The 22,775-nt window shown below is 74.9% G+C and carries 24 protein-coding genes; 5 read left to right on the forward strand and 19 right to left on the reverse strand.

The features are described 5' to 3' along the window. Nucleotides 1-3: 3 nt before the first annotated feature. Nucleotides 4-1,083 carry a PDR/VanB family oxidoreductase gene (locus EDD39_RS28405; RefSeq protein WP_123561537.1) on the reverse strand — a complete coding sequence of 360 codons (1,080 nt, stop codon included), beginning with the start codon at nt 1,081-1,083 and terminating at the stop codon, nt 4-6. Nucleotides 1,084-1,433: 350 nt separating this feature from the next. Continuing rightward, nucleotides 1,434-2,327 (reverse strand): metal-dependent hydrolase, encoded by an 894-nt coding sequence (locus EDD39_RS28410; protein WP_123561539.1) that lies wholly within the window; start codon nt 2,325-2,327, stop codon nt 1,434-1,436. 207 nt (nt 2,328-2,534) lie between these two features. Here EDD39_RS28410 and EDD39_RS28415 point away from each other — a divergent pair, with 207 nt between their 5' ends. After that, complete coding sequence (locus EDD39_RS28415) at nt 2,535-2,837, forward strand: hypothetical protein (protein WP_123561541.1); 303 nt, start codon at nt 2,535-2,537, stop codon at nt 2,835-2,837. Then, entirely contained in the window at nt 2,834-3,379 is a 546-nt protein-coding gene (locus EDD39_RS28420; RefSeq protein ID WP_123561543.1) for a pyridoxamine 5'-phosphate oxidase family protein, read from the forward strand. Before EDD39_RS28415 ends, EDD39_RS28420 begins: the two co-directional genes overlap by 4 nt. Here the strand turns inward: EDD39_RS28420 and EDD39_RS28425 are convergent. The 12 genes from EDD39_RS28425 to EDD39_RS28480 all read right to left on the reverse strand — a co-directional run bounded on the left by EDD39_RS28425 (nt 3,372) and on the right by EDD39_RS28480 (nt 15,655). After that, a complete protein-coding gene (locus EDD39_RS28425; protein ID WP_244257335.1) occupies nt 3,372-4,319 on the reverse strand; it encodes an alpha/beta hydrolase in 948 nt (315 codons plus the stop codon). The two genes, EDD39_RS28420 and EDD39_RS28425, sit on opposite strands and share 8 nt — an antisense overlap. 6 nt (nt 4,320-4,325) lie before the next feature. Beyond that, a complete protein-coding gene (locus tag EDD39_RS28430) occupies nt 4,326-5,027 on the reverse strand; it encodes a DUF6193 family natural product biosynthesis protein (RefSeq protein ID WP_123561545.1) in 702 nt (233 codons plus the stop codon). A 67-nt stretch (nt 5,028-5,094) separates the two neighbouring features. After that, nucleotides 5,095-7,257 carry an RNA polymerase recycling motor ATPase HelR gene (gene helR, locus EDD39_RS28435; protein WP_123561547.1) on the reverse strand — a complete coding sequence of 721 codons (2,163 nt, stop codon included), beginning with the start codon at nt 7,255-7,257 and terminating at the stop codon, nt 5,095-5,097. A 252-nt stretch (nt 7,258-7,509) separates the two neighbouring features. Then, complete coding sequence (locus EDD39_RS28440) at nt 7,510-8,862, reverse strand: ammonium transporter (RefSeq protein WP_123561549.1); 1,353 nt, start codon at nt 8,860-8,862, stop codon at nt 7,510-7,512. A gap of 27 nt (nt 8,863-8,889) precedes the next feature. Further along, entirely contained in the window at nt 8,890-9,852 is a 963-nt protein-coding gene (locus EDD39_RS28445) for an urease accessory protein UreD (RefSeq protein WP_123563417.1), read from the reverse strand. Between the two features lie 11 nt (nt 9,853-9,863). Further along, nucleotides 9,864-10,484: an urease accessory protein UreG gene (gene ureG / locus EDD39_RS28450; RefSeq protein ID WP_123561551.1), complete on the reverse strand. Its 621-nt coding sequence runs from the start codon at nt 10,482-10,484 to the stop codon at nt 9,864-9,866. Between the two features lie 22 nt (nt 10,485-10,506). Further along, nucleotides 10,507-11,247 (reverse strand): urease accessory protein UreF, encoded by a 741-nt coding sequence (locus tag EDD39_RS28455; protein WP_123561553.1) that lies wholly within the window; start codon nt 11,245-11,247, stop codon nt 10,507-10,509. 3 nt (nt 11,248-11,250) lie between these two features. Beyond that, on the reverse strand, nt 11,251-12,975 hold the full coding sequence (ureC, locus tag EDD39_RS28460; protein ID WP_123561555.1) for an urease subunit alpha: 1,725 nt from the start codon (nt 12,973-12,975) through the stop codon (nt 11,251-11,253). A gap of 1 nt (nt 12,976) precedes the next feature. Continuing rightward, nucleotides 12,977-13,498, reverse strand: coding sequence for an urease subunit beta (locus EDD39_RS28465; protein ID WP_123561557.1), 522 nt, complete (start codon nt 13,496-13,498; stop codon nt 12,977-12,979). Then, nucleotides 13,495-14,334: a sirohydrochlorin chelatase family protein gene (locus EDD39_RS42285; RefSeq protein WP_123561559.1), complete on the reverse strand. Its 840-nt coding sequence runs from the start codon at nt 14,332-14,334 to the stop codon at nt 13,495-13,497. Before EDD39_RS42285 ends, EDD39_RS28465 begins: the two co-directional genes overlap by 4 nt. A 2-nt stretch (nt 14,335-14,336) precedes the next feature. Continuing rightward, nucleotides 14,337-14,642, reverse strand: a complete 306-nt coding sequence (locus tag EDD39_RS28475; protein ID WP_123561561.1) for an urease subunit gamma — start codon at nt 14,640-14,642, stop codon at nt 14,337-14,339. After that, a complete protein-coding gene (locus tag EDD39_RS28480; RefSeq protein ID WP_123561563.1) occupies nt 14,639-15,655 on the reverse strand; it encodes an urea transporter in 1,017 nt (338 codons plus the stop codon). Before EDD39_RS28480 ends, EDD39_RS28475 begins: the two co-directional genes overlap by 4 nt. Nucleotides 15,656-15,824: 169 nt before the next feature. Between EDD39_RS28480 and EDD39_RS28485 the strand changes: the two genes are divergently transcribed. Both EDD39_RS28485 and EDD39_RS28490 read left to right on the forward strand, forming a co-directional pair. Continuing rightward, nucleotides 15,825-16,322 carry a fluoride efflux transporter FluC gene (locus EDD39_RS28485; protein ID WP_123561565.1) on the forward strand — a complete coding sequence of 166 codons (498 nt, stop codon included), beginning with the start codon at nt 15,825-15,827 and terminating at the stop codon, nt 16,320-16,322. Next, on the forward strand, nt 16,312-16,689 hold the full coding sequence (locus EDD39_RS28490; protein ID WP_123561567.1) for a fluoride efflux transporter FluC: 378 nt from the start codon (nt 16,312-16,314) through the stop codon (nt 16,687-16,689). Before EDD39_RS28485 ends, EDD39_RS28490 begins: the two co-directional genes overlap by 11 nt. 43 nt (nt 16,690-16,732) lie before the next feature. Here the strand turns inward: EDD39_RS28490 and EDD39_RS39890 are convergent, their stop codons facing one another. Next, nucleotides 16,733-16,885, reverse strand: a complete 153-nt coding sequence (locus EDD39_RS39890) for a hypothetical protein (protein WP_162870236.1) — start codon at nt 16,883-16,885, stop codon at nt 16,733-16,735. A 288-nt stretch (nt 16,886-17,173) separates the two neighbouring features. Between EDD39_RS39890 and EDD39_RS28495 the strand changes: the two genes are divergently transcribed. Next, the gene (locus tag EDD39_RS28495) at nt 17,174-18,274 is read left to right on the forward strand and encodes an AraC-like ligand-binding domain-containing protein (protein WP_123561569.1); all 1,101 of its coding nucleotides are present in this window, start codon (nt 17,174-17,176) and stop codon (nt 18,272-18,274) included. 159 nt (nt 18,275-18,433) lie between these two features. On the opposite strand, the gene EDD39_RS39895 is transcribed toward EDD39_RS28495, so the two are convergent. The 4 genes from EDD39_RS39895 to EDD39_RS28515 form a co-directional block, all read right to left on the reverse strand. Further along, nucleotides 18,434-19,606 (reverse strand): hypothetical protein, encoded by a 1,173-nt coding sequence (locus EDD39_RS39895; RefSeq protein WP_162870237.1) that lies wholly within the window; start codon nt 19,604-19,606, stop codon nt 18,434-18,436. A 56-nt stretch (nt 19,607-19,662) separates the two neighbouring features. Further along, the gene (locus tag EDD39_RS28505; RefSeq protein WP_208765675.1) at nt 19,663-20,292 is read right to left on the reverse strand and encodes a GNAT family N-acetyltransferase; all 630 of its coding nucleotides are present in this window, start codon (nt 20,290-20,292) and stop codon (nt 19,663-19,665) included. A gap of 52 nt (nt 20,293-20,344) precedes the next feature. Further along, nucleotides 20,345-21,133: an IclR family transcriptional regulator gene (locus tag EDD39_RS28510; protein WP_123561573.1), complete on the reverse strand. Its 789-nt coding sequence runs from the start codon at nt 21,131-21,133 to the stop codon at nt 20,345-20,347. Between the two features lie 180 nt (nt 21,134-21,313). After that, entirely contained in the window at nt 21,314-22,774 is a 1,461-nt protein-coding gene (locus tag EDD39_RS28515; protein ID WP_123561575.1) for a catalase, read from the reverse strand. Nucleotide 22,775 lies beyond the last annotated feature (1 nt).

Here is a 22,775-nt window from a genome sequence, read left to right on the forward strand (position 1 = left end):
ACCTCACACCTCCAGGACGAGGGTCTCGCCCTCGGCGGCCCGGGACACGCACGGCAGCAGCAGGCCGGCGGCCCGCTGCTCGGCGGTCAGTCGGCGGTCGCGGTGCTCGGGCGTCCCGGCGGCGACCTTGAGCACGCAGGTGCCGCAGAAGCCCTGCTGGCACGAGTACGGCAGTTCCGGGCGCACCTCGCGGGCGACGTCCAGCGCGGAGCGGTCCGCCGGGACGGTCAGCGTCTCGTCGCCGACCCGGATCCGGAACGGGCGCCCGTCCAGGATCGGCGCGGCCCCGAACCGTTCGAAGTGCAGCGAGACGGCGGGCGAGGCGGGCAGCGCGCGCTGCACGGCCAGCAGCATCGGCGCCGGGCCGCACACGTACGCGGCAGCGCCCCGGGGCGCGTGCGCCAGCAGCTCGGCGGCGTCCGGCAGGCCGTGCTCGTCGTCGGTGCGGACGGTCACCCGGGCCGGGTCGAGGGCGGTCAGCTCGGTGGTGAACGGGAGCGCCGCGGCGGTCCGGCCGGTGTGCACCAGGTGCCAGTCGACGCCCGCGTGCTGGGCGGCCCGGGCCATCGGCAGCAGCGGAGTGATGCCGATGCCGCCGGCCAGGAACAGCACCTTCTCCTCGCCGCAGAACGCGAAGCCGTTGCGCGGCCGGCGCACCCGCAGCCGCACCCCGACGTGCAGTTCGTCGTGGATCTCCACCGATCCGCCGCCGCCGTCCGCGATCCGGCGCACCGCGACCCGGTAGGCGTGCCGGTCGGCCGGGTCCCCGCACAACGAGTAGTGGCGCTCGCGCCCCGACGGCAGCGTCAGCACGATCCGCGCCCCCGGCTGCCAGCCCGGCAGCATCCCGCCGGACGGGTCGGCCAGCCGCAGCTCCACCACGTCCTCGGCGACCACCCGGTGCGACACCACCACCAGGTACAGCGGCGGCACCGGCCGGGCCTCCGCCCGCCGCGGACTCCGCCGCAGCCCTGGACTCCCCAGCGCGGGGCTGTACCAGTCGCCGAAGGCGGTCAGCCGGGCGAAGAAACGGTCGGCCCGCGGGCGTCCGTACAGGTCGGGGGGCGGGGTTTCGAGATCCATGGCGGGTGCGGGCTCCAGGGAGGGTGGGGTGCAGGACAGGAGGGCTACGAAAGCTGGAGGCTGCGGAAGCCGGGGGCTGCGGAAGCCGGGGGCTGCGAAGCCGGGGGCGCGGGGAACTGCGCGGTGGGGGACGGCAGGCGGGCAAGGTCCGTGGACGGAGAGCCGGTGGCAGGTGGGCGGAGCCGCTGGGGGTGACACGCTCCGCGGGGGGGCCGCGACCAGGATTCGGGGCCGGGGGATACCGGATCTTCCCGAAGTCCCGTTCCCCTGCGCGCAGTTCCCCGCGCCCCTGGCTTCGCAGCCGCTCGCGCCCCAGCCTCTCGGGTTGCGCCGGCCTCTCGCGGGAGCCCTCAGCGGGTGGCGGCGGCCTGCGCGGCCGGGGATTTGGCGAGGTAGGCGAGGGCCTGGGAGGAGCTGCCTTCGCGGGTGGGGTGGTAGCCGGGGCTGAAGTACCTGGCGGCGGAGCGCAGGAAGCGGGCGGGTTCGGGGAGGAGGCCGCGGCGGGCGGCGCGCTGGGCGTCGCGCCAGGTGGGGGCGAGGCGGCCGTCCAGGGTGGGGTCGGCGGCGAGCATGAAGCGGGTGCCGCGGATCCAGAGGTGGACCAGGAGCGGGCCGGAGACGAACATGCCGCGGACGCGGCGCAGGTAGCCGGGGTCGAGGTGGCGCATCAGGTCGTAGGCGACGCTGCGGTGTTCGACTTCCTCGGCGCCGTGCCAGCGCAGCAGGTCGAGCATGGTGGGGTCGGCCTTGGCACGGTCGAGGCCGGGCGAGTTGAGGGCCCAGTTGCCGAGGAAGGCGGTGAAGTGCTCGATCGCGGCGACGAAGGCGACGCGTTCGATGACGTTCTCGCGGCGCCTACGGGCGGTCAGGCCGGGCTTGTCGCCGAGGACGCGGTGGAAGAGCCAGCTGATCTGCCGGACGTAGGGGCGCGGGTCGAGGCCCTGGCCGAGCAGGTGGTCGAGGACTTCCTGGTGGGCCTCGGCGTGGATGGCCTCCTGCCCGATGAAGCCGAGCACCTCTTCGCGCAGCTGTTCGTCGCGGATCAGCGGCAGCGCCTCCTTGAACACCTTGACGAACCACCGCTCGCCCTCGGGCAGCAGCAGGTGCAGCACGTTGATGGTGTGGGTGGCCATCGGCTCGTCGGGGATCCAGTGCAGGGGCAGCTCGGACCAGTCGAAGTGCACGTCGCGCGGTTCGAGCACCAGGCTGTCGTGCACGGTGACGGGCGGGGTGGGGCGGGGCATGGGTGCCTCCTGACACGCGGCGGACGAGGGGGCGGACCGGGGTGGGGGCCCGGCGGGCACACCGGCAAACTACTCGCGGGTAGCGGGTCGGACAAGGGTTTCGACCACTCTTATCAACATCGAGTCTAATAAGCCGCCCGATCGGGTGACACCCCCCTCCGCGAACCCGCTTGTCCCGCCGCCCCGCGAACCGTCAGGCTGGACCCCATGCCCGGTCAGCACAGACGCAAACGCAGGCAGGAAGCAGCGCAACGGCGCCAGGCCGCGCAGTACGAGGGCTGGCAGTGGCACCCGCTGTACTCGACGCAGGACTACGCCGAGTTCACGGCGTACGTCCGCCGACTGCGGGCCGAGCGCACCCACGACGCGGAACGCCTGCGGCTGGACACGTTCTGCGGGCGGCTCACCCACCCGACGACCTACCGGATCAGCGTGCTGATGCCGCCCGACGCCCCGCCAACGCCCGACGCCCCGCCACCGCCCGACGCCCCGCCCCCGGAGACCCCGTGACCGACTCGCCCACCCCCCTCGTCCGCGCGCTGGTCGCGCACCCGGTGCTGGCCGCGCCCGCCTACCCGGCGCCGGACCACGCGCCCGCCGGCCCGGCCGAGCTGTTCACCGCCTGGCTGCTGGACGCGCTGGCCGCGGGCGTCCCGGACGCGCAGGTGCTGACGCTGGCCACGGTGGATGCCGAGGGGCGCCCGGACGCCCGGGTGCTCGTCCTGCGGGACGTCGAACCCGCCGCCGCGGCCTGGCACTTCTGGACCGAACCCGATTCCCCCAAGGCCCGCCAGTTCGCCGCCCGCCCGGACGCCGCACTGACCGTCTACTGGCCGGCCCGCGGCCGCCAGGTCCGCCTGCGCGGCCCGGTCCGCCCCTCCCCCGGCTGCGCCACCCCCTCGCCCGACCTGCGCTGCTACGCCCTGCACGCCGCCGAGGCCGAGTTCTGGCAGGCCGCCCCGGACCGGCATCACCTGCGCCGCCGCCACACCCGCACCGCCACCGGCTGGACGGACACCGGCTGGACCGGCACCCGGCTGCCGGCTAGCTGAACAGCCGCCGCAGCCAGTCCCGGCGGGCCGCGAGCGCCGTCCGGCTGACGGCGGCTCCGGGGGCCAGGGTGTCGAAGCCGTGCGGGGCGCCGGGCCAGACGTGCAGTTCGGCGTGGGCGCCGCTGCGCCACAGGATGTCGGCGTAGGCGGTGACCTCGTCGCGGAAGGTCTCGGCGGAGCCGACCTCCAGGTAGGCGGGCGGCAGGCCGGAGAGGTCGTGGGCCCGGGCGGGGGCGGCGTGCGGCGGGAGGTCGGGGGTGCCGTGCAGCGGGCCGAGGGCGGCCCGCCAGGCGGTGGCGTTGGAGACGGCGTCCCAGGTGTCGTGCCCGGCGGCCTGCCGGGCGGAGGCGGTGGCGCCCCGGTCGTCCAGCATCGGGCTGAGCAGCAGTTGGCCGGCCGGCACCGGCCCGCCCTCGTCGCGCAGCAGCAGGGCGAGTGCGGCGGCCAGGCCGCCGCCGGCGCTCTTGCCGGCCAGCACGATCCGGTCCGGGTCGATCCGCAGCCGTCCGGCGTGCGCGGCCGCCCAGCGCAGGGCGGTGCGGCAGGCGTGCAGCGGGGCCGGGTAGCGGGCGGCGGGGGCGAGCGGGTACTCGACGGAGAGCACGGCCAGGCCGAGCGGCTCGGCCAGCTCGCGCAGCACCCGCGGCAGGACGGCGTGCGCGTTGCCGCCGATCAGCCCGCCGCCGTGCAGGTAGAGCAGGGCCGGGAGCACTCCGGCCGCCGCGGCCGGGCGGCCGTGGACGACCGGGACGCCGTCGGCGTCGTGCTCGGCGGCCGCGAACCGTCCGCCGTCGGCGAGTTGCCGCAGGGTCGGGCGGGGCCGCCGGGCGGCGTCGTGCCGCTGCCACTGCGTCAGGTCCTCGGGCGTCAGCGGGGCGGGCACGCCGCCCCGGGCGGCCAGCGCCGCGGCCAGCTCCGCGTCCAGGTGGGGCTTGTGCACGGGGGCTCAGATCATCGGGGGGCAGGGCGCGGGCACCGCGTCCGCGGGCAGCAGGTCGAGGACGGCGGCGAGGGTGGCCGCGAGGCCGTCCGCCTCGCGGACCTCCCGGCGGCCCGCGCCGTGCCGGATCTCGTAGCGGCCGCCGCCGAGCGCGCCGACCATCGGGAGGTCGCGGCAGAGCGGCGGTTCGGCCCGGCGGCTGAACGTCACCCAGAACATCGACATGCCCGGGGAGAGCGCCCGCAGCCGCGGTTCGGCGTGGGCGGCCTCGATGAACGCGTGCAGTTCGTCGGCGTGCCGGAGCCGGATCCGGGAGGCCCGCAGCTGCGCCCAGCGGGCCGGGACGGGGTCGCCGCACTCGTACCCCTCGGCGAGGCTCCCGGCCGTCAGGAAGGGCCACCGGTCGGTGAGTTCGCGCACCGGACCCGGCCGCAGCCACTGCTCCACCGCCCCGGCCGCCGCCGCCAGGTCGTCGGTGGTGCCGCCGGCCATGTGGATCGTCCGGGCCCAGCACCGGACCCGGAAGCCGCGTTCCCCGGCGACCGCCACCACCGACACCCCCCGCTCGCCCGCCTCGGCCCGCACCGAGTCCGGGTGGCGGTCGGGCGTGTCCGGCGGCAGGGCCGTCCCGAGCGCGGCGCGCAGCGATCCGGCCCGCACCAGGTCGGGGTAGTGGCGGGCGTGGTCGGTCGCCGGTTCCTCGGTCATGCGGTCGAGTATGCGCGAAGTGCGGGCCGCCCGCGGCGGGTTCGCCGGGGCGGCCCCGCGGGGGCGGTCAGCGCAGGACCGCGAGCTGCCCGGTGGCGCGGGTCATCGCCACGTAGCGGTCGACGGCGCCCTCGATGCCGTCGCCGAACGCCTCCGGGTCGACGATCACCACCAGGTCGAACTCGAGGCCCTTGACCAGTTCGGGGCTGAGCGAGCGGACCCGGCCCCCGCCGAGGAAGGACGGGTCGCCGATCACGCAGGCGGTGCCCTCGGGGTGCTCGGCCAGCCAGGCGTCCAGCAGCGCGTCGCGTTCGGCGCGGGCGCCGTGGTGGACGGGCAGGCCGCTGCGGCGGATCGAGGTGGGGACGTTGGCGTCGGGCAGGGCGGCCCGGATCACCGGCTCGGCCTCGGCCATCACCTCTTCCGGGGTGCGGTAGTTGACGGTCAGCGAGGTGAGGGTGACCCGGTCCAGGCCGGCCCGCTCCAGGCGTTCGGTCCACGACTCGGTGAAGCCGTGCCGGGCCTGGGCCCGGTCGCCGACGATGGTGAAGGAGCGGGACGGGCAGCGGGCGATCAGCATCTGCCACTCGGCGTCGGTGAGTTCCTGCGCCTCGTCGACCACGATGTGGGCGAACGGCCCGGCCAGCAGGTCGGGGTCGACGGGTTCGGCCTCGGTGTGGTCGATCAGCGCCTCGCGCAGGTCGGCGCCGCGCAGCATGGCGACCGCGCCCTCGCTGTCGTGGTCGGCGTTCAGCAGGTGGTCGACGACGCCGTCCATCATCTCGCGCTCGGCGGCCAGCCGGGCCCGGTGGGCGCGCTGGCGGCGGTCGGCGTCGGTGTCGCCGAGGCGGCGGCGGGCGGCGTCCAGCAGCGGCAGGTCGGCGAGCGTCCAGGCGGCGGGGTCGGTGCGCTGCAGGGTGCGGATCTCGTCGCGGCTCAGCCAGGGCGCGCACAGCCGCAGGTAGGCGGGGACGGTCCACAGGTCGCCGACCAGGTCGGTGGGCTCCAGGATCGGCCAGGCGCGGCGCAGCGCGCCGAGCAGTTCGGGGTCGCGGCGCAGTTCGCGGCGCAGCACCTCGGGCGAGATGCCGTCCTCCTCGTCGTCGAAGGAGTCGGCGTTCTTGTCGAGCAGGATGGTGATGAGTTCGTCGAGGATCTGCTGGCGGGCCTCGTTGTGCGGGACGCCGGGGCCGGGGGCGGCGAACGCCTCGGACCAGTCCTGGGGGTCGATCCACAGCTCGTACCACTCGGTGGAGAGCTTGCGGCCCTCGGCGGGCGGCTCCTCGTAGACGGCGACGGCCTTCTCGATCGCGCGCACCATCCCGGCGGCGGCCTTCAGCCGGGCGACCTCGGGGTCGGGTTCGGGGGCGACGGCGGCGCCCTCGGGCAGCAGGTCGCGCAGCGTGCAGGTCTGCACGCCCTCCTCGCCGAGGCTGGGCAGCACGTCGGCGACGTACGCCAGGTACGGCTGGTGCGGGCCGACGAACAGGACGCGGCCCTTGCGGTGGCCCAGGCGCGGGTCGGAGTACAGCAGGTGGGCGGTGCGGTGCAGGGCGACCACGGTCTTGCCGGTGCCGGGGCCGCCGTCGACGACCAGGGCGCCGCGCGAGCCGGCCCGGATGATGGCGTCCTGGTCGGCCTGGATGGTGGCCAGCACGTCGCGCATCCGCTCGGAGCGGGAGCTGCCGAGGCTGGCGATGAACGCGGACTGGTCGTCCAGGGCGGCGTGGCCCTCCAGGCCGTCGGCGGTGAACACCTCGTCCCAGTAGTCGCCGACCCGGCCGCGCTGCCAGCGGTAGCGGCGGCGGCTGGCCAGGCCCATCGGGTTGGCGTGGGTGGCGGCGAAGAAGGGTTCGGCGGCGGGCGAGCGCCAGTCGACCAGCAGGCGGCGGCCGTCGGCGTCGGCGAGGCCGAGGCGGCCGATGTAGACCGGCTCGGGGTCGTCGGCGCGGACGATCCGGCCCAGGCACAGGTCGTGGCCGAAGCGGCTCAGGGTGCGCAGCCGGGCGGAGAGCTGGTGCACCTCGTTGTCGCGGTCCATCGCGGCCTGCCCGGCCCCGCCGGGGCTGCGGCGCACCTGTTCGAGGCGCGCGGTCAGCTCCGCGGTGTCCCGGCTCAGGGTGTCGGCGACCTCGGCGAAGTGCCGGTCGTCGGCGGCGATCAGGGCCGGGTCCGCCTTGGCGGCGAGCCGCTCGGGCAGGTCGAAGGCGCTGGTCGTCGGCTGGTTCATGGGTGGTGACTCCGATCCGCTGCCGGGTGGGCCGCGCTCCGTCCGCGTGCTGCTCGCGGTCTGCCCCGTCTGTGCTGTTCGCGCGGGTTCCCCGGTTCAGATCAGCGATTGTGCGGCATCGGGGGGGCCTTGCGGCAAGGCCCCCCTTGCGGTATAAGTTTGATAACGGCAGGAGAGCTTCGGCTCCCTGCCTTTCGTGCGTCCGGGGCCGGTCGTCCGCCGCGGTCCACGCACCGTACCGGGTGCGGCCGGTCAGTTCCCGTCCTCGCGCCGGGCCCTGATCAACTCGGCGATCCGGCGGACGAGTTCGCTGTCGCTGCGGGCGGCGCCGCTGCCGACGAGTTCGCCGAGCCGTTCGGCGGTGAGGGTGTCGTAGGCGGTCTCGGTCTCCTCGCCGGGGACGTGCTGGTACTCGGCGGCGGCCCGGAACCCGACCACCGCCTCGACCAGTTCGGCGAGCAGCCGGGTCAGGGTGAAGGAGAACGCGGCGACCGCGAGGACGGCGAGCGCCTGCTTGCCGAACAGGCTCCAGCCGCCGCCGTAGAACAGGCCCTCGGTGCCGCTGATCCGGGCGGTGGCGAACAGGCCGACCATGAGCAGGCCGGTGAGGCCGCCGACGCCGTGCACGCCGACCACGTCGAGGGTGTCGTCCACGCCGAAGCGGTACTTGAGGGTGACCGCCCAGGCGCAGACCGCCCCGGCGACCAGGCCGGTGACGACGGCGCCGAGCGAATTGATCTCGCCGCAGGCGGGGGTGATGGCGACCATGCCGGCCACGCCCGCGGAGACCACGCCGGTGGTGCTGACCCTCCCGGTGCGCCACTTCTCGACCAGCGGCCAGGTGACCATGGCGGCGGCGGCGCCGAGCTGGGTGTTGAGGAAGGCCGCGGCGGCGGTGCCCTGGTCGCTGAGCGCGGAGCCGGAGTTGAAGCCGAACCAGCCGAACCAGAGCAGTCCGACGCCGATCACCACCAGCGGGATGTTGTTGGGCCGCTCCTCGCACCGGGCCCAGTCGCGCGGGCCGCGCAGGGCGAGCGCGACGGCGAGGCCGGAGGCGCCGGAGCTGAGTTCGACGGGCAGGCCGCCGGCGAAGTCGAGGGCGCCGAGCCGGTCGTGGATCCAGCCCTGGGAGTCGAACACCCAGTGCGCGGTGGGCGCGTAGACCACCAGCAGCCACAGCGGGACGAACACCAGCCAGCCGCGCATCCGGGCCCGGTCGGCGACCGAGCCGCTGATCAGGGCGACGGTGACGACGGCGAAGCCCATCTGGAAGGTGGCGAAGATGTAGGTCGGGATGGCGCCGGTGAGGGTGTCGAGTTCGACGCCGCGCAGGAACGCCCGGTCGAGGTTCCCGATGATCCCGGCCCCGCCGGCGTCCGGTCCGAAGGCCAGGGTGTAGCCGAGCGCCCACCAGACCAGGCTGCCGAAGGCGAGCGCGGCGAAGCTCATCTTGATCATCATCAGGACGTGCTTGAGCCGGACCATCCCGCCGTAGAAGAACGCCAGTCCGGGCGTCATCAGCAGGACCATGGCGGTGGAGGCCAGCAGCCAGGCCGTGTCGCCGGCGTTGTAGGCCGGGGGCATCGGCGGGGGCGCGCAGAGCACGGGGTTACCTCCGGGGGTGGCGGGTGGTCAGGTCTTGCGCAGGTCGGGCGCGGGCGTGCCGGTGAGCAGCAGCCGGACGGCCCGCCAGGCGGCGGCCAGCGCGGCGGCGGTGCGCACGGGGCTGTCGTCGAGCAGGCGCAGCCAGGCGCCGCCGTCCTCGGGCAGGGTGGAGACGCCGTGGCGCAGGCCGCGGCCGTCGAGGGCGCGGTGCAGGGTGTCGGCGATCTCGGCGGCGGGGCGCAGGTCGCTGACCACGAACAGGGTGGCGAGGTGGTCGTGCCCGGCGAACACGGCGGGGCCGGTGACGGTGCGCCGGTCGCCGCCGGGGACCAGCCGCAGGGTGTCGACGGCGAGCAGGGTGCCGTCGGGGCGGGCGATCTCCAGGTCGGTGGCGAGCACCCGGTAGTCGTGCCGTTCGCCGCGGGCGAGCCGGCCGGCGGTGAGGGTCTCGCCGAGCACGACGGTGGAGCCGGGGGCGGCGGTGACGGCGGTGCGCTGGTAGAACCGGGCGCCGCGGAACGGGATCAGCGGGTCGGGCAGGTATTCGAGGTAGGCGCCGGGGGCGGCGGTGAGGTGGACCAGTTGGCTGGCGTAGTCCTGTTCCATCCGGAACACCTTGGTGGCGGCCTGGGTGGTGAGGTGGACCCGGGTGCCGGGGCCGCAGCGGACGTCGATCCGGTAGCGGTCGGCCTGGGTGACGCCGCCGCCGGTGGCCATCAGGTAGACGTGGGCGGCGTCGGGCCGGGCGGGGTCGATCCACAGCGGGCGCATGATCTGCAGCGGGGTCTTCTGGTACCGCTCGACGAGTTCGGTGCGGCCGCCGCGGACGGCGAAGCCGAGGTCGAGGATGCCGACCTTGGCGGGCGAGCCGGGGGCGAGGGTGTCGGGACGGGCGGCCAGGCCGGCCACTTCCGGGGGGAGGCGGCCGGCCGTCCAGTGCGCCGGGTCGAGCCGGTCGGCGGCGGCGGTCTCCGCGGTGCGGAGGAGCACGGGGGCCACGGTCAGATCAGCGCCTTGCGGCGGGCGCCGAGGAACGCGGCGAGCTCCTCGATGCCGGTGCCGTCGAGCGAGTCGGTGAGGATGACGGGCTTGCCGTCGCGGACCTTGTGGGCGTCGGACTCCATCACGGCGATGTCGGTGCGAACGTACTGGGCGATGTCGATCTTGTTGATGACGAGCAGGTCGGACTCGGTGATGCCGGGGCCGCGCTTGCGGGGCATCTTCTCGCCCTCGGCGGTGTCCAGGACGAACACGAACACGTCGACCAGCACCGGGCTGAAGGTGAGGGTGAGGTTGTCGCCGCCGGACTCGTAGAACAGGGTGTCCACGTCGGGGAAGCGCTCGAGGAGTTCGGCGCCGGCGGCCAGGTTCATCGTCGGGTCGTCGCGCACGGCGGTGTGCGGGCAGGCGCCGGTCTCCACGCCGACCACCCGTTCCGGGTCGAGCACGCCGGCCAGGGTGCGGCGCACGTGCTGGGCGTCCTCCTGGGTGTAGATGTCGTTGGTGATCACGGCGGGGCGGTGGCCGCGGGCGATCAGCACCGGCACCAGCGCCTCGATCAGCGCGGTCTTGCCGGAGCCCACCGGGCCCCCGATGCCGATCCGCAGGACGTTGTCGTCCACGGGTGTCTCCTTCGTGGTGGTTTCAGCTCATGAACAGCCGGGCCTCGGCCCGCTCGTGGCGGCCGGACATGATGTCGGCGCCGAAGGCGGTCGAGCCGAGGTCGGCCTCCGGGCGGGCGAGGGCCGCCCGGACGGTCTCCTCGATGACGGGGGCGGCGCCGCGCAGCAGCACCTGGGCCTTGCGGTGGTCGGTCAGCCGCAGCCGCAGCGCGGCCCCGGCGAAGCTGGCGCTGAACGCGAACAGGTCGCCGGCCACGGCCTGTTCGACCGGCACGCCGGCGGCGGCCTGCACGATCCCGGCGGCGACGGCCTGGCAGCCGGGGGCCCGGCGCTCCCGGACCAGCCGCAGGTGCCCGGCGATCGCGGGCTGTCCGAAGACCTCCGCGGCCAGGTCGAGCAGCTGCCGCCCGGTGCGGGTGGCCGCCTGCCGGACCTCGCGGCTCAGCTTGCCCGCGTACAGCCGCCGGTCGACCCGGACCACGGTGTCGGCGTCCCCGGCCAGCACCGCCCGGTGGGCCAGCGCGAGGGCGGTGGCGTCGGACGGGCCGACGCCGTGCCGCAGCAGGTCGGCGAGCAGGTCGGGCAGCGTGTCGGGGGTGACGGCCCCGGCCTGGGCGTAGCCCTCCAGGCCGTGCGAGAGGGTGTAGAAGCCGCTGGGGAAGGCCGAGTCGGTGAGCTGGAGGCTGACCAGCAGCGCGGGCAGTCCCCCGGGCCGGGGCTCGGGGGACGGGCGCGCCGGGCGGTCGTCCGGGCTGAGGAACATCCGCTACACCACGAAGTACAGCTGGTTGAGCGGCAGCGACCGGGCGGGTTCGATGGTGGCGACCTCGCCGTCCAGGGTGACCTTGAAGGTCTCCGGGTCGACCTCGACCTTCGGCAGCGCGTTGTTGCGCACCATGTTGTGCTTGCCGATCACCCGGGTGCCGCGCACCGGCAGCACGGTGCGCTGCAGGCCGAGCTTCTCGGGGACGCCCGCGGCGATGCCGGCCTGCGACATGAAGGTGACGTGGGTGGCCTGCTGGGCCCGGCCGAACTGGCCGAACATCGGCCGGTAGAGCACCGGTTGGGGGGTGGGCAGCGAGGCGTTCGGGTCGCCCATCTGGGCCCAGGAGATGATCCCGCCCTTGATGATCATCTTGGGCTTGGCGGCGAACGAGTGGATCGGCCACAGCACGATGTCGGCGAGCTTGCCCGCCTCCAGCGAGCCGACGTGGTCGGCGATGCCGGTGGCGACGGCCGGGTTGATGGTGACCTTCGCCAGGTAGCGCAGCACCCGCTGGTTGTCGTTGCGGGCGCTGTCGCCGTCCAGCGGGCCGCGCTGGTCCTTGCAGTGGTGGGCGATCTGGAAGGTGCGGGTGACGGACTCGCCGACCCGGCCCATCGCCTGCGAGTCGGAGGAGACCATGCTGATCACGCCGAGGTCGTGCAGCACCGACTCGGCGGCGATGGTCTCGGCCCGGACCCGGCTGTCGGCGAACGAGACGTCCTCCGGGATGTCCGGGTTGAGGTGGTGGCAGACCATCACCATGTCGAGCAGCTCGTCCACCGAGTTGACGGTGTAGGGCAGCGTCGGGTTGGTGGACGAGGGCAGCACGTTGGGCTCGCCGGTGACCCGCAGGATGTCGGGGGCGTGGCCGCCGCCCGCGCCCTCGGAGTGGAAGGTGTGGATGGTGCGGCCGTCGATCGCCGAGCGGGTGTCCTCGAAGAACCCGGACTCGTTCAGGCTGTCGGTGTGGATCGCCACCTGCACGTCGTGCCGGTCGGCCACCGCGAGCGCGTTGTCGATCACCGCGGGGGTGGCGCCCCAGTCCTCGTGCACCTTCAGCGCGCAGGCCCCGGCCGCGATCTGCTCGTCCAGCGCGCCGGGCAGGCTGCCGTTGCCCTTGCCCATGATGCCGATGTTGACCGGCACCTCCTCGACGGCCTGCAGGAAGCGGGCGATGTTGAACGGGCCGGGCGTGCAGGTGGTGCCGTTGGTGCCGTCGGAGGGGCCGGTGCCGCCGCCGATCAGGGTGGTGATGCCGTTGGTGAGCGCCTGCTCGGCCTGCTGCGGGGAGATCAGGTGGACGTGGGTGTCGATCGCGCCCGCGGTGGCGATCAGGTGCTCGCCGGAGATCGCCTCGGTGCCGGGGCCGACCACCAGGTTCGGGTGCACGTCGTCCTGGGTCTGCGGGTTGCCGGACTTGCCGATGCCAGCGATGAAGCCGTCCTTGATGCCGATGTCGCACTTGACGATGCCGATCACCGGGTCGATCACCACCACGTTGGTGATCACGGTGTCCAACGCGCCCTGGGCGGCGGTGGCCTGCGGGTCGGCGCCCATGCCGTCGCGCATGGTCTTGCCGCCGCCGTAGACGATCTCGTCGCCGTACAGGCCCTCGCTGTAGTCCTTCTCGACCTCCACCACCAGGTTGGTGTCGGCGAGTTGGAACCGGTCGCCGACGGTGGGGCCGAACATGTCGGTGTACTGCTTGCGGGTCATGATCGGCATGTCAGTTGCCGCCCTTCTTCTTCGCGGAGCCCTTGCCGCCGGTTCCCTTGCCGCCGGTTCCCTTGCCGCCGGCCCCCTTGTCCCCCGTCCTCTTGCCGCCGGTCCCCGTGCCGTCCGTCCCCTTGCCGCCGGGGCCCCGGTCGCCGGAGCTGTTCTCCGCGCCCTGGAAGCCGTCCGCGTAGGCCCGGCGGAACGCCTCGATCCGGGCGGGGTGGGAGACCGTGCTGCCGTTGAGCAGGCCGCTGAAGCCGACCAGCCGGCCGGTGCCGCCGTACTCGCACAGCTCGACCACGCGGGTGCCGCCCGGCTCGATCCGCACCGAGGTGCCGGCCGGGATGTTGAGGTGCGTGCCGAGCGTCCGGTCGCGGTCGAACCGCAGCGCCGGGTTGACCTCGAAGAAGTGGTAGTGCGAGCCGACCTGGACCGCCCGGTCGCCGGTGTTGCTGACCGTGACGGTCAGGGTGCGGCGGCCGGCGTTGATCTCGATGTCGCCGTCTCCGTACAGGTACGTGCCGAAACTCACTGGTGACTCCTTGCCGCCGTCAGCGGGGACGGGTGGGTGTGCCGGGCGTGCGGGCCGTGGCTGTGGGAGTGGCCGGGCCCGTGGTGGTGGTCGTGGCCGCCGTCGGGGCCGTGGCTGTGCGCGGGCCCGTGCTGCCCGGCGGCGGCCAGCGCGGCCGCCAGGCCGTCCTCGCCGCTGTCGTGCAGCCGCCGGACGGCGGTGGCGGCCCGGGCGGCGAGGACGGCGGCCAGCGCGGCGGGGCCGAGCAGCGGCCCGGCGGCCAGCACGGTGGTGCGGGCGGGGGCGGGCGGCGGGGCGGGCGGCAGGAAGGACGCGGACAGCACCGCGACCTGCCGGGCCCCGAGCAGGACGCAGCGCCGCACGCCCTCGGCCGGGTCGGGGTCGCCTCCGGTCAGCGCGACCTCCACCAGCCGGTGCCGCCCGCGGCTGCGCACCAGGTGGGCGACCCGGTGCAGTTCGGCGTCCTGGTAGGGGTCGCCGGCGGGGGCGGTGAGCAGCAGCGCGGCCCCGGCGGGGACGGTGGCGGCGGCGGCCCGCAGCCAGCCGACCAGGTGCTCGGGGTTCCCGAACGGGTCGGCGACGGCGACGGTGCGGTGCGGTTCGGGCGGCAGGGCGCGGACGGTGCGGGCGGTGTCGGCGACCAGTTCCGGGTCGCGGCCGAGCGTCATCGGGACGACGGCGGTGTCCGTCCCGGCGGGGCGGGCGGCGAGCGCCCGGTGGAGTTCGCGGCCGCTGGTGACCACGGTGGTGTCCGGCCCGGCGAGGTGCCGCAGCGCGGTGCCGTGCCCGGCTTCGCGGCCGCAGACGGCGAGGACGTGGACCGGGGTGCCGGGCACCTTCAGCCGCCGATGGGGTCGTGCACGGAGACCAGTTTGGTGCCGTCCGTGAAGGACGCCTCGACCTGGAGCAGCGGCAGCATCTGCCGCACCCCGTCCATGCAGGCGTCGGGGCCGACCACGTGCCGGCCCAGTTCCATGCAGTCGGCGACGGACTTGCCGTCCCGGGCGGCCTCCAGGATGGCTTCGGTGATCAGCGCGACGGCTTCGCTGTAGTTCAGCTTGAGGCCGCGTCCCTGGCGCTTGCGGGCCAGGTCCGCGACCACGTAGACGACCAGTTTGTCGAGCTCGCGGGGCGCGAGGTTCATCGGTGGGTGCCTTCCTCGGGACGGGGACGGGGGTGCGGAGAAGGGCCTCGGGCGGTGGCGGCCCGCAGCCGGGGCAGTTGCGGGACGGCGGCCAGCAGCGCCCAGGTGGTGAGGATGAACGGCCAGGTGAAGGTGTGGCCGTCGAAGGGGGTGAAGAGCGAGGTGATCGCGGCGGTCAGCCCGGTGGACAGGGCGGCGCCGAACAGCGCGTAGCCCGCGTTCCAGGGGGTGGCGGCCAGGAAGACCGCGCCGAGCGCGATGCCGACCAGGACCGCGTTGTAGCCGTAGATCCCCGAGGAGATCTGCGCGGTGGGTGCGCCGAGCGCCCAGGCCGCGACGATGCCGGCCACCGAGCCGAGCGCGGCGGCGAGCAGCACCCGGAGGCCCGCGCAGGCCAGTCCGGCCAGCATGATCAGGCCGACGTACCAGCTGTTCACCAGGAACACCTGGGAGACGTTGGTGAAGAAGGCGTGCCACAGGTCGGAGAAGGTGATGCCGGTGTCGCCGCTGGTGGGGTCGGCGACGGGGGCGGGGGCGCCGTGCCAGATCCGGGCGAAGGAGGGGGCGCCGAGCACCATCACCCCGGAGACCAGGCAGAACGGGGCGGTCAGCGGGGTCAGCCGGTAGGGCGCCAGCAGGGTGGCGAGGGTGGCGGTCAGCACGGTGGTGACCGCGCAGCCGACCACGGTGAGGACGTAGGTGGCGGGGTGGTGGCCGAGCGAGCCGACCAGGGCGATGCCGGTCAGGCAGCCCGAATAGCCTTGCAGCCCTTGGCCGATGGAGCCGCGGTCGACGTCGAGGGCGTAGGCGGTGGCGGTGGCGATCAGCGTGCCCAGGGTGGCGAACAGGCCGACCTGCCAGCCCGCCGCCCACAGTGCGGCGAGGATCAGCGCCCCGGTGAGCGGCTGCGGTTGCAGGTCGACCTGGCCGACGCCGCGCAGCGAGGCAACCAGGTAGGCCGCCGGCTGCCGGGCCGGGGCCCGTCGGAGGCCGGGCCCGGCGCCGCTCGTCACGCTCTCTCCCGAATGTCCACAGATCGCCGGTTTCCGTGAAATACGCTGGTAGGTACCGGAACTGACCGGCAGTCACTGTTTAGCCCGGTACGGCCGGTCGGCCGGTCCGGCGCCCCACGTGTTCGCCCTTTTCGCCCGATCGGCCCACGACGCCCCGCGGAGCAGCCCGATGACCAATCCGTACCTCGACGCGGGGGCCCGTCCGGCCCGACCGCCGGGCCACGCCCACTCCGAGCACGCCCCGGGCCGGCAGCTGCCGGTGGTGGCCGCGGTGGCGGTGGGCGGGGCGCTCGGCGCGAGCGCCCGCTACGGGGTGGAGCGGCTGTGGCCGACCACCGGGACGGAGTTCCCGTGGCCGGTGCTGGCCGTCAACGCGGTGGGCTGCCTGGCGATGGGCGCCCTGACGACGGTGCTGGCGGCGCGCTTCCCCCGGCAGAAGCGGCTGGCGGGCGCCCTGCTGGGCACCGGTTTCCTCGGCGGGTTCACCACGTTCTCCCACTACGCGGACGGCGTCCGGCAGTTGGTGCGCGACGACGCCTACGGCACCGCCGCGGCCTACCTGCTGCTGACGGTGGCGGCGGCGCTGGCCGGGGTGGTGCTGGGCGTGTTCGCGGCCCGCGCCGCGGTGGGCGTCCCGGCGCACCAGGAGGCGTCCGGTGGCCGTTGACTGGCTGCTCGTGCCGGCGGGCGGCCTGGTCGGCGCACCGGTCCGCTACCTGACCGGGCTGGCGGTCAAGTCCCGGGTGCACAGCCCGTTCCCGTACGGGACGCTGGCGGCCAACGCGGCGGCCTGCCTGCTGCTCGGCTTCCTCACCGGGGCGGCGCTCCGCGGCCACCTGGACCACGACGCGCAGCTGCTGCTGGACACCGGTTTCTGCGGGGCGCTTTCGACCTGGTCGACCTTCTCCTACGAGGTGTTCACGCTGGGCTCGACCCGGCGGGTCGCGCTGTCCGGGTTGTACCTGACGGTCTCGGTGCTGCTCGGCACGGCGCTGTGCTTCGCGGGGGCGGGGGTGGCGGACGCGCTGTGGTGACGGCCCGTCGGGCGCCCGCGGCGGACGGGCGCCCGGCGGGGCGTCAGGAGCGGTGACCGGGTTCGAAGCGCAGGCCGCGGCGGTCGTAGTAGCGGGTCGTGCCGAAGCCGAAGGCCGGCGCCACCACGACGCCCAGCACCTGCCCGGCGTCGGCCGACCGGTCGGGGGCGTCGGGGGGTGTCCCGGTGTTCGCCATGGTGCTCCGCACGCTCGTGGGCCGCGGCCGGCGGCCCGCGGTCGGGTCCGACCCCTCGCGCCCCGGCGGGGCACGGAAGCGACAATATGCGCAAAACGGAAAATCGCCGGCCAGGAGTGCACGGCCCGTCAGTTCGGCTCCGCTCGAAGCGTTCTGACCGGCCGTCAGGACCGGTCGGCCGGGCGGTCGCGGCCGGGCGGGGACCGGCGTTCGGGCAGGTCGGAGCACCTGGCATGCTGGGCGCGCCGTCGGGGGACCGCGCGGCACGGAGCAGGAGGTGGGCGGGAGATGACCGCGACGACGGGGCCCGGGAACCCGGACGGGGAGCCCGGAGCCGGCGGGAAGGCCGCGGCGGCCGAGGCGGAGGAGCGGTTCGAGAGCTGGCGGGACCTGATCACCCTGACCAGGGAGTGCGAGGCCAGCACCCCGCACACCGACGGGTTCTCGGCCGGCCTGCGGCGGCTGGAACTCGGCCCGGTGACCTTCCTCGGCACCTCCTTCCCGTCCTCCCGGTTCCGGCGCACCGCCGCCCGGGTGCGCTCCTCCGACCCGTCCGTCTTCCACCTCACCCTGCTGCTCAACGGGGGGCTGGACCTGTCCGGCCCGCACGGCAGTGGGTTCGCCTCCGGGGCCGGCGAGCTCAGCGTGCTCGACAGCTCCCGCCCCTACGACCTGCGGGCCTTCGGCGCCCGGACCGCCGGGTCGCCCCGGCCCCGGGTCGACGCCCTCGGCCTCGACTTCCCGCGCGCGCTGCTGCCGATCGCGCCGGACCGGCTGCGCCGCCTGCTCGCCCGCAGCTACCGGCCGCAGAGCGGCACCGGCGCGCTGCTGGCCGACTTCCTGCACAGCCTGGACCGGCAGGCCGACCGGATCCCGCCCGCCACCGCGGAACGGCTCGGCCCGGTCCTGGTCGACCTGGTCAGCGCCTGGCTCGCCGAGGAGTCGGAGGCCACCGACGCCCTGGAGCCCGACACCCGGCGGCGCGTCCTGGTCGAGAACGTCCGGGCCTTCGTCCGGCGCAACCTGCACGACCCCGCGCTGACCCCCACCGTGATCGCCGAGGCGCACCACGTCTCGGTCAGCTACCTGCACCGGGTCTTCACCGGGGAGAACGACGGCGAGACCGTCGCCGCGTGGATCCGCCGCCGGCGCCTGGAGCAGGCCCACCGCGACCTCGCCGACCCGGCGCTGCGCGCCCTCCCCATCCACGCCCTGGCCGCCCGCTGCGGCATCCCGCGCCCCGACGACTTCAGCCGGGCCTTCCGCGCCGCGTACGGGCTCTCCCCCCGCGACCACCGCCGGCAGGCCCGGAGCGAGGACGAGTGGACGCAGCGCCAAGCCGCCGTGGACGCACCGCCAACCCGCGGGCACGGCGGCCAGCTAGCGTGATCCGCGTGCAGGGCCCCCGCCGCTCGGGGCCCCGCACGGTCGACGTGACGGCCGCCGGAGGGGGTTCGCCGGGGCGGAGGGGGTCCGCCGGGGGCGGAGGGGACGCGTCGAACGGTGCGGACCGGCCGGCCGGGACGGCTCCGTTCCGGCCGGCCGGTCTCACGGTCCCGGTGCGGCCGGTGCCGCGAGGGCGGCGCGGGCGGCGCGGGCGGCGGCGGTGCCGTGGTGGTCCGGTCCGAAGTGTTCCGTCCAGTCGGCGAGTGCGGTGGTGAGCGTGGCCTCGCCCCGCCCCTGGCGGGTCTCGGCGGTGCCGAGGGCGGTGCGCAGTTCCAGGGCCCGGTGGGTGGGGCGGTCGCTGGGCGGGCACAGGGCGAGGCCCGCGCGGGCGGCGCGTTCGGCGGCGGCCGGGTCGCCCTCGGCGAGGTGCAGGGTGGCGGCGGCCAGGCCGAGCGCGGAGCGGTCGGTGTCGGGCAGGGCGGGCAGCCGGTCGGCGAGGGACAGCGCGGCGTCCAGTTCCGCGTGGGCCTCACCGGTGCGGCCCCGGCCGAGCAGCGCGCGCACCAGGTTGACGTGCAGGATCAGCGCGAACGTGTCGTCGGCGGGGATCGCGGCCTGCGCCCGGTGCAGGAGTTCCTCGGCGTCGGCGTGCCGGCCGCGCAAGGCGAGGCTGACCGCCAGGCTGTTGTTGGCCGAGACCCTGGTCCAGGTGGCGTCGGGTTCGGGTGCCCGGGCGGAATCCTCCTTGAGCCGGACGGCGCCGTGTTCGACCGCCTCGTGCTCGCCCAGGTAGGTGAGTTGGGCCAGCCGGTTGCTCTCGGCCAGCAGGGCGAAGGACGACCGCTCCCGGCGGCCGACGGCCACGAGCGCGGCGTACTGCTCGGCCGCCTCCCGGTGCCGGCCCAGGTCGGCCAGCAGCGCCGCGTTCACGTTCCGGGCCTGCGTGGCGGGGGCGAACGAGGCGTCCGCCACCAGGGCGCGGCCGATCTCCTCGACCGCCTCCGGGTACCGACCCTCGCTTTCCAGCAGGGAGGTGAGCGCGGTGCGCAGCAGCGCTTCCGCGTCGGGCTCCAGGCTGCCGGCGGCCAGCGCGGCCCGCAGTTCGCGTTCCGCTTCCGCCGTGCGGTCCTGGTCGCGCAGTGCGTAGCTCACCGTGACGAGCGCGCCCGCGGTCTGCGCCGCTCCGGGGCCGGCCGCCCGGCCGTACAGGTCGGCGGCCTGCCGGGCGAGGCGCTCGGCCTCGGCGGACCCGCCGCCCCTCTCGGCCCGGTGGGCCTGCTCCAGCAGTTCGGCGGCCTGCTGGAGCTTGCGGCCCGTGAACAGCCTCGTCCTCATCCTCGTCCTCCCCTTCGATCGGCGGTGATCGTAGCGGGGCGGGCGGACGGCGGGGTTCAGCGGGTGGTGGGGCGGCCCAGGTAGGTGAGGGGGCCGGGGTCGGGGACGGGGATGGGGTGGAAGCCGAGGCGGTCGTAGAAGGCGCGGGCGGCGGTGTTGGCGGTGACCATGCCGAGGTGGACCTTCGGGACGCCCTCGGCGGCCAGGGCGTCGAGCAGGGTGTGCATCAACTGCCGTCCGTGGCCTGCCCGCTGGTGGCTGGGGAGCAGGTCGATGTGCAGGTGGGCGGGGTGGTCGGCGAGTTCGGGCAGCAGGAGCCGCTCGGGGGTGTGCAGCAGTTGGACCATCACCTCGCTGGGGGTGGCCGGTTCGCCGGTCGGCGGCGGGTAGCGGTCGGTGACGGTGGGCAGCCACTCGTCGCGGAAGCGCCGCACGAACGTCGGGGTGTCGGCGGTGGCGAGCACGTAGCCGACGGCGCGGCCGGTGCCGTCGTCCAGGACGAACGCCAGGTTCGGTTCGAGTACGGCGTAGGGGGCGGCGAAGATGGTCGGCAGCAGGTCGTGGTCGGGGTAGGTCTGCCGGGAGTCGCCGCCGAGTTCGCCGGTGCGCACGCAGATGTCGTACAGCGCGGCCCGGTCGGCGGGCCGGTACGGGCGGACGGCGGGCCGTCGGGGATGGTCGCTCATCCCCGGCATCCTTCCGTCGAACACGCCGTTCGACAAGCAGGTTGACAGCTGGTCAGACCGCCATCGCCAGCATCAGCGGCGTCGCCCGGGCGGCCAGCAGTTCGGCGGCCTCGCGCAGCCGGTGGGCCTGGGCGACCGGCAGCGAGGTGGCCAGGCAGCCGACGGTGCTGCCGGCCACGATCGGGACGGCCGCGCAGACCGTGTCCATCGAGTACTCCTGGAGGTCCAGCACCGGGACGGTGGCGGGCTGCCGGTCGAGCCGGTGCAGCAGGCGGTCGGTCTCGGTGATGGTGCGCGCGGTCAGCCGGGCGGCCGGGTGCCGGGCGAGGTGGTCGAGCCGGGCGTCGTGGTCGAGTTGGGCGAGCAGGCACTTGCCGATCGCGGAGGCGTGCGCGGTGGCCCGGAAGTCCGCCCACTCGTGCACGGCGGGGGCCTGCTCGTCCGCGCAGACCGCCTCGACCGAGAGTTCGCCGTCGTGGTAGCGGCTGAAGTAGACGGCCGCGCCGAGCTCCTCGCGCAGTTCCTCCAGCCGGTGGTGCAGCCGGGCCCGGACCATCGGCTCCCGGTGCTGGGTGCCGAGCAGGGTGAACGCGCCGCCGAGCGCCCAGCCGCCGTCCAGCCCGACCAGGTACCCTTCGGTCTCCAACTCCTCGGCCAGCAGCCGCACTTGCTCCTGCGGAAGGGTCAGTTCCCGGGCCAGTTCGGCCAGCGTCGCGCCGTCCGGCCGGCGGTCGACCGCCTCCAGCAGCCGCAGTGCCCGCCGCAGCGTCCCGAACGGCCCGCCGCCGGGGCCGCCCGACCCGAGCAACCCGTCCTCCCGGCCCCTGCTCGCCGTCGACATGGCCTCGCCCCCTCCGTCGCCGGTCCCGCCTCCCGTCCAGCGTAGCCAGCCCACCGCGCCCGCACCGTCCCCTCACCGGATATTCGCCCCGGCGGAGGGCCGCGCCCTTGACACGCATATGCCGGACCGGCCCCGGCGCACCACGCGCGCCGGGGCCGGTCCCGAGGGGGTGACGGGGGGTCAGTCCTCCTGGGCGGAGCGGAGCTCGGCGACGGCGGCGGCGAGGCGGCTGCCGTAGTCCGGGTCGGCGGCGTGGAAGTGGGCGAGGTTCTTCTCGACCACGTCGTCGCGGCCGACCTGGGCGAGCGAGCCGGCCAGGTTGGCGATCAGCCGGGACTTCTCGTCCTCCGTCATCAGCCGGTAGAGCTCGCCGGCCTGGAAGAAGTCGTCGTCCTTGCTGTGCGCGGGGGTGGTGTAGGTGCCGGTGTGGCCGGTGAGCGGCTGCGGGGCGTGCAGCGGCTCGTCGGTCTGGGCCGGGCCGCCGTACGAGTTGGGCTCGTAGTTCTTGTTGCGGCCGTTCGGGTTGAGCGCGGCGTAGCCGTCCTGGCCGTAGTTGGCGGCCTCGGCGGCGCGCGGGGCGTTGACCGGCAGCTGGGTGTGGTTGACGCCGAGCCGGTAGCGCTGGGCGTCGGCGTAGGCGAACAGGCGGCCCTGGAGCATCTTGTCGGGCGAGGGGCCGATGCCGGGGACGAAGTTGTTCGGCGAGAACGCGGCCTGCTCGACCTCGGCGAACACGTTCTCCGGGTTGCGGTTGAGCACCAGCCGGCCGACCTTGACCAGCGGGTAGTCGGCGTGCGGCCACACCTTGGTCAGGTCGAACGGGTTGAACCGGTAGTCCGCGGCGTCCTCGACCGGCATCAGCTGCACGTACAGCGTCCAGGACGGGAACACCCCGCGCTCGATCGCCTGGTGCAGGTCGCGCTGGTGGCTGTCGGCGTCGCCGCCGGCGGTCTGCGCGGCCTGCTCGGCGTCCAGCGAGCGGACGCCCTGGTTGGTCTTGAAGTGGTACTTCACCCAGTGCGCCCGGCCCTCGGCGTTGACCCACTGGTAGGTGTGCGAGCCGAAGCCGTTCATGTGCCGGTAGGAGGCCGGGATGCCGCGGTCGCCGAACAGCCAGGTGATCTGGTGGGTGGAGGCCGGCGAGTGCGCCCAGAAGTCCCAGACGTTGTCGGGCTCCTGGATGCCGGTGTACGGGTCGCGCTTCTGCGAGTGGATGAAGTCCGGGAACTTCAGCGGGTCCTTGATGAAGAACACCGGGGTGTTGTTGCCGACCAGGTCGTAGTTGCCCTGCTCGGTGTAGAACTTCACCGCGAAGCCGCGCGGGTCGCGCACCGCGTCGCTGGCGCCGAGCGCCCCCGCCACGGTGGAGAAGCGCAGGAACAGCTCGGTGCGCTTGCCGACCCGGGAGAGGAACGCGGCCCTGGTGTACTGCGAGACCTCGTCGGTCACCTCGAAGTACCCGTACGCGCCCGACCCGCGGGCGTGCACCACCCGCTCCGGGATCCGCTCGCGGTTGAACCGGGCCAGCTTCTCCAGCAGGTGCTGGTCCTGCACCAGCAGCGGGCCGTACTCGCCGGCCGAGGCGCTGTTCTGGTTGTCGGCGACGGGCGCGCCGGACTCGGTGCTGAGGGTTTTGGGCATG

The sequence above is a fragment of the Kitasatospora cineracea genome (genome assembly GCF_003751605.1).
Classification (GTDB): Bacteria; Actinomycetota; Actinomycetes; order Streptomycetales; family Streptomycetaceae; genus Kitasatospora; species Kitasatospora cineracea.

What these genes read in the sequence shown, in the direction of transcription:
- EDD39_RS28405 (WP_123561537.1), bottom strand. Translation starts at nt 1,083, where the DNA reads ATGGATCTCGAAACCCCGCCCCCCGACCTGTACGGACGCCCGCGGGCC.
- EDD39_RS28410 (WP_123561539.1), bottom strand. Translation starts at nt 2,327, where the DNA reads ATGCCCCGCCCCACCCCGCCCGTCACCGTGCACGACAGCCTGGTGCTC.
- EDD39_RS28415 (WP_123561541.1), top strand. Translation starts at nt 2,535, where the DNA reads ATGCCCGGTCAGCACAGACGCAAACGCAGGCAGGAAGCAGCGCAACGG.
- EDD39_RS28430 (WP_123561545.1), bottom strand. Translation starts at nt 5,027, where the DNA reads ATGACCGAGGAACCGGCGACCGACCACGCCCGCCACTACCCCGACCTG.
- helR (WP_123561547.1), bottom strand. Translation starts at nt 7,257, where the DNA reads ATGAACCAGCCGACGACCAGCGCCTTCGACCTGCCCGAGCGGCTCGCC.
- EDD39_RS28455 (WP_123561553.1), bottom strand. Translation starts at nt 11,247, where the DNA reads ATGTTCCTCAGCCCGGACGACCGCCCGGCGCGCCCGTCCCCCGAGCCC.
- ureC (WP_123561555.1), bottom strand. Translation starts at nt 12,975, where the DNA reads ATGCCGATCATGACCCGCAAGCAGTACACCGACATGTTCGGCCCCACC.
- EDD39_RS28475 (WP_123561561.1), bottom strand. Translation starts at nt 14,642, where the DNA reads ATGAACCTCGCGCCCCGCGAGCTCGACAAACTGGTCGTCTACGTGGTC.
- EDD39_RS28485 (WP_123561565.1), top strand. Translation starts at nt 15,825, where the DNA reads ATGACCAATCCGTACCTCGACGCGGGGGCCCGTCCGGCCCGACCGCCG.
- EDD39_RS39890 (WP_162870236.1), bottom strand. Translation starts at nt 16,885, where the DNA reads ATGGCGAACACCGGGACACCCCCCGACGCCCCCGACCGGTCGGCCGAC.
- EDD39_RS28495 (WP_123561569.1), top strand. Translation starts at nt 17,174, where the DNA reads ATGACCGCGACGACGGGGCCCGGGAACCCGGACGGGGAGCCCGGAGCC.
- EDD39_RS39895 (WP_162870237.1), bottom strand. Translation starts at nt 19,606, where the DNA reads ATGAGGACGAGGCTGTTCACGGGCCGCAAGCTCCAGCAGGCCGCCGAA.
- EDD39_RS28505 (WP_208765675.1), bottom strand. Translation starts at nt 20,292, where the DNA reads ATGAGCGACCATCCCCGACGGCCCGCCGTCCGCCCGTACCGGCCCGCC.
- EDD39_RS28510 (WP_123561573.1), bottom strand. Translation starts at nt 21,133, where the DNA reads ATGTCGACGGCGAGCAGGGGCCGGGAGGACGGGTTGCTCGGGTCGGGC.
- EDD39_RS28515 (WP_123561575.1), bottom strand. Translation starts at nt 22,774, where the DNA reads ATGCCCAAAACCCTCAGCACCGAGTCCGGCGCGCCCGTCGCCGACAAC.